This window comes from Nocardia sp. NPDC004260, from assembly GCF_053603155.1.
Genome location: NZ_JBSGEZ010000200.1, coordinates 1 through 3,305 on the forward strand (window position 1 = coordinate 1; position 3,305 = coordinate 3,305).

Annotated in this window: 3 protein-coding genes and 1 pseudogene; all 4 read left to right on the plus strand. The window is 64.5% G+C overall.

Going from position 1 to position 3,305, the window contains the following annotated elements; all coding sequences use genetic code 11:
• The first annotated feature begins 697 nt into the window (after positions 1–697).
• A complete protein-coding gene (locus tag ACWEO7_RS38735) occupies positions 698–1,072 on the plus strand; it encodes a hypothetical protein (RefSeq protein ID WP_452430726.1) in 375 nt (124 codons plus the stop codon).
• Positions 1,073–1,546: 474 nt separating this feature from the next.
• Positions 1,547–1,690 carry a hypothetical protein gene (locus ACWEO7_RS38740; RefSeq protein ID WP_452430728.1) on the plus strand — a complete coding sequence of 48 codons (144 nt, stop codon included), beginning with the start codon at positions 1,547–1,549 and terminating at the stop codon, positions 1,688–1,690.
• A 156-nt stretch (positions 1,691–1,846) separates the two neighbouring features.
• Complete coding sequence (locus tag ACWEO7_RS38745; RefSeq protein ID WP_452430729.1) at positions 1,847–2,173, plus strand: hypothetical protein; 327 nt, start codon at positions 1,847–1,849, stop codon at positions 2,171–2,173.
• Positions 2,174–2,227: 54 nt separating this feature from the next.
• Positions 2,228–3,213: pseudogene (locus tag ACWEO7_RS38750) on the plus strand (IS3 family transposase); the annotation flags it as partial.
• Between the last annotated feature and the right edge of the window lie 92 nt (positions 3,214–3,305).

A 3,305-nucleotide genomic window follows, 5' to 3' on the forward strand; every position in this document is an offset into this window, starting at 1 on the left:
AGCGCGAGTCTCCTCGTCGAACTTCCGTGGTGCCGCCATGGCTGACAGTCTCCCTTGCTATATCAGGAGTCTCCAGCCAGTCCAGGACGGTTCATAGAGGCAAACAACCATCAGCTACACCCCACCGCCCTGGGCATCCAGGGCACCAACCCCAGACACCTACAAACTTAGGGACCAACCATCACCTGTCCCGAGCCACCCAAGCCCTGCCCAACGGCTACTGCGGACTGCCACTACAACGCGGTCGTTCTGATCGGAATCAGCTGACGAGGTCCAGAAGGGGTCCCGGTAGTAACGGCGCGAAAAGCAACACATGCGGCTGGACCAGCAGCGATAGGGTGTTGTTGGTGTCCGGTTCCCGTTCCAGGGGTCACTCGAACTTCGTAGTTCCGACGTCCCGGCTCGGACGTTTCGGGGCCGGAGAACCGTTCGCCGATTTGTTGCCGAAATCGCGGCTGCGGTCGGCCGAGAAGGGATGTCGTGTTCACCGGTAGATGCCTGTCGGCCGTGAGCATGAGGATCACGCCGGGTGCGGCGGGGAGTGGTTACGGTCACCGTGATAACTGCCCCGTAGCGGGTAACCGTTAACTATCGGACCGGTCATCGAGGATAACGGTTCGTTACCGGCCATCCGAATGCCGGAATTGCAATCTCAGCCGAAACCTCAGCCGATCCGAGCATCGGCCCGGAGACATCTATGGTTACCACCAGCAGCGGCGAGCCCGATCCCACCGCCAACAACAGTGGGTCCCCAGAGCGCCCGGTCGATGATGCTGCGCACGCCTGGATACCGTCGGCGTGCGAACTCGACGCGCAACTAGCACCGCTACGGATACCGGCGCTGGTGCTCGGTGTCGTGTTACTCGCCCTCGGCGTCGTCGCACTGGTTCCGATGCGTGCGTGGTCGCGTGACTACGGCGCGCCGCTGGTGATCATCGCCTACCTGCAATATCTGGGCGTGGCCGCGACCGTGGCATGGTGGGGACTGCATAAGGCCGGCCGCCACCGGGATTCGTCTCGGCGGGGTAGGACACCGCCCATCACACCGCTGGGCCGGGGCCCAAACCGATGACCGGCACCGATCGACGATTCGACCGGGTGCGGTCAGCTGCCGAGACGGGCACACGTAACCGCGCCAAGGCCGCGATCATCACCTCGCACGCCGTTGAGTGTGGTCACTGGGGTGATCCGGTGTGCTCAAGCCGTCCGGGACCAAGCCGAGCAAAAGACCCGACCGGAACCATCCGCAGCCGAACCGCTACAAGGCATCTTCGCTGTTCAAGCCATTGTCGTTGTTTTCCGCGCCATTACTACGAGCGGCCGCCATTTCATCTGATGAGAACTCCGACTGCCTGGCACACCGGGATCTACGTCGGTACTGCGCAGGCCGGCACGTAGTCGCCGCGGAGTCGGGTGCGGACGCCGAGAAGCATAGCGCCGGTTGGGATTCGGGGCACCCATTTTGACCTGCACGCTTGCGTGTGGATTACATCTGATGAATGATCTCATCATCTGATGAAAGCGATTCGTGAAGGGTCCGATGCGAGTGTCGCGGGATGTTCTGGCGCCGGGAGCGGCCTGGTTGCGGCTGGTCGACGGCGTCTCTCTGCTGCGGCCGGACGAGCAGGTGTTCACCGCGATGCTCGACGGCTGGCGGCCGGCACGCCTAGGTCGCGGTCTACTGGCCTGACGGGCCGTCCTGCCGCACCTGCGGCGACCGCGCGCTGCGAGTCCGCGGCCGCTGCCCGGGCTGCGGCCAGGACCGTGTCCTGCCCGGGCTGACACCGGAACGGACCCCGATCTGCACACAATGCGCTGGCTTCCGGCTCTCGGTCGCCTGCATCCGTTGCGGCGCCGAGGGAAAACTGCACCGGGCAAGCTTTGCAGCCACTGCTCCCTCGTCGACCGGCTCCAAGACCTGCTCGACGACGGAACCGGGCAGGTCCGGCCCGAACTGGCGCCGCTGTTCGACGCGCTGACCGCGATGGAGAACCCACTGACCGGGGTGACCTGGCTCTATAACCCCTACGTCCCGCGCTTCCTGCGCGGTCTCGCCGATGGCTTGATCCCGTTGGCACACAACGCCTTCGACGAGCTCGAACCCTGGCGCGCTGCTGCGCACCTGCGTGAGCTGCTGATGGGCTGCGGCCTGCTGCTCTCGGGCTGGGACTGAACTGTCCCGGTTTTTCTGCCGCCCCGTTGTGGGGTAGCAGGAAGGATATGGGCCATGCCCAAGAAGATCGACCCAGTGCTTCGGAGCCAGGCCGTCAGGCTTGTGCGGGAGCACCGCTCGGAGTACTCGACCGAGCGTGCCGTGCATATCCAGGTGGCCGAGTCGCTCGGTGTGTCCCGGGAATCGGTGCGGCGCTGGGTGGTTCAGGACGAGATCGATGCGGGTCAGGCCCCGGGTGTGACCAGCGACGAGCGCGAGGAGTTGCGCCGGTTGCGGGCGGAGAACAAGCGGCTGCGTGAGGTCAACGACATCTTGAAATCGGCGACGATTTTCTTCGCGGGGGAACTCGACCCCCGAAACCGCTGATCGTGGCGTTCACCGACCAGATGCGTGCTGCTGGTCATGCCGTCGAGTCGATCGTGATCGCCCTCAACACCGCGGGGCTGAAGATCGCGGCACGAACCTTGCGGGCCTGGTGTGCCCCGGCCTGACCTGGGAACGGGCCGGCGGCCCGAACCGTCACTGACGCCCTGATCCAGGACGCGGTCCGGTCGCTGGCGTTCACTACCAACGCGGCCGGGCAGCGTGTGCTGACCCCGGAAGGACTGTATGGGCGGCGCAAGATGCTGGCTCTTATCCGGCGGACCCTGTTCCCGAACGCCGGGTTCGGGGCGGTGGACCGGGCCATGCGAGCCCTCGGTTTGGCCGGTGTCGTGCGTGGTAAACGAGCCAGGACCACGATCACCAACCCGGCCGACACCAGAGCACCGGACCTCCTGGACCGGGACTTCACCGCTTCGGCCCCGGACCGGAAGTGGGTGACCGATTTCACGTATGTGCGGACGTATCAGTCGTTTTCGTATGTCGCGTTCATTGTGGACTGCTTCTCGCAGACGATCGTGGGCTGGCACGCCTCGATCAAACGGGACGTCGAGCTGGTCGATGTGCCGTTACGGATGGCGCTGTGGCGCCGCGGCCATGAAGGTAATCCGGTCGAAAGAGGTCGGTTGACATGCCATTCCGATGCGGGGTCTCAAGGTGAATTCAACTGGTCGACGCAACATTTCGCTGTTGAAGGGATTGTAGGTGTAGTTCCATCGCCTCGGTCGGCGTGCGCCACCGGAGGACCTTC

Coding starts and splice junctions, on each gene's coding strand:
- ACWEO7_RS38735 (WP_452430726.1), top strand. CDS start 698: ATGGTTACCACCAGCAGCGGCGAGCCCGATCCCACCGCCAACAACAGT.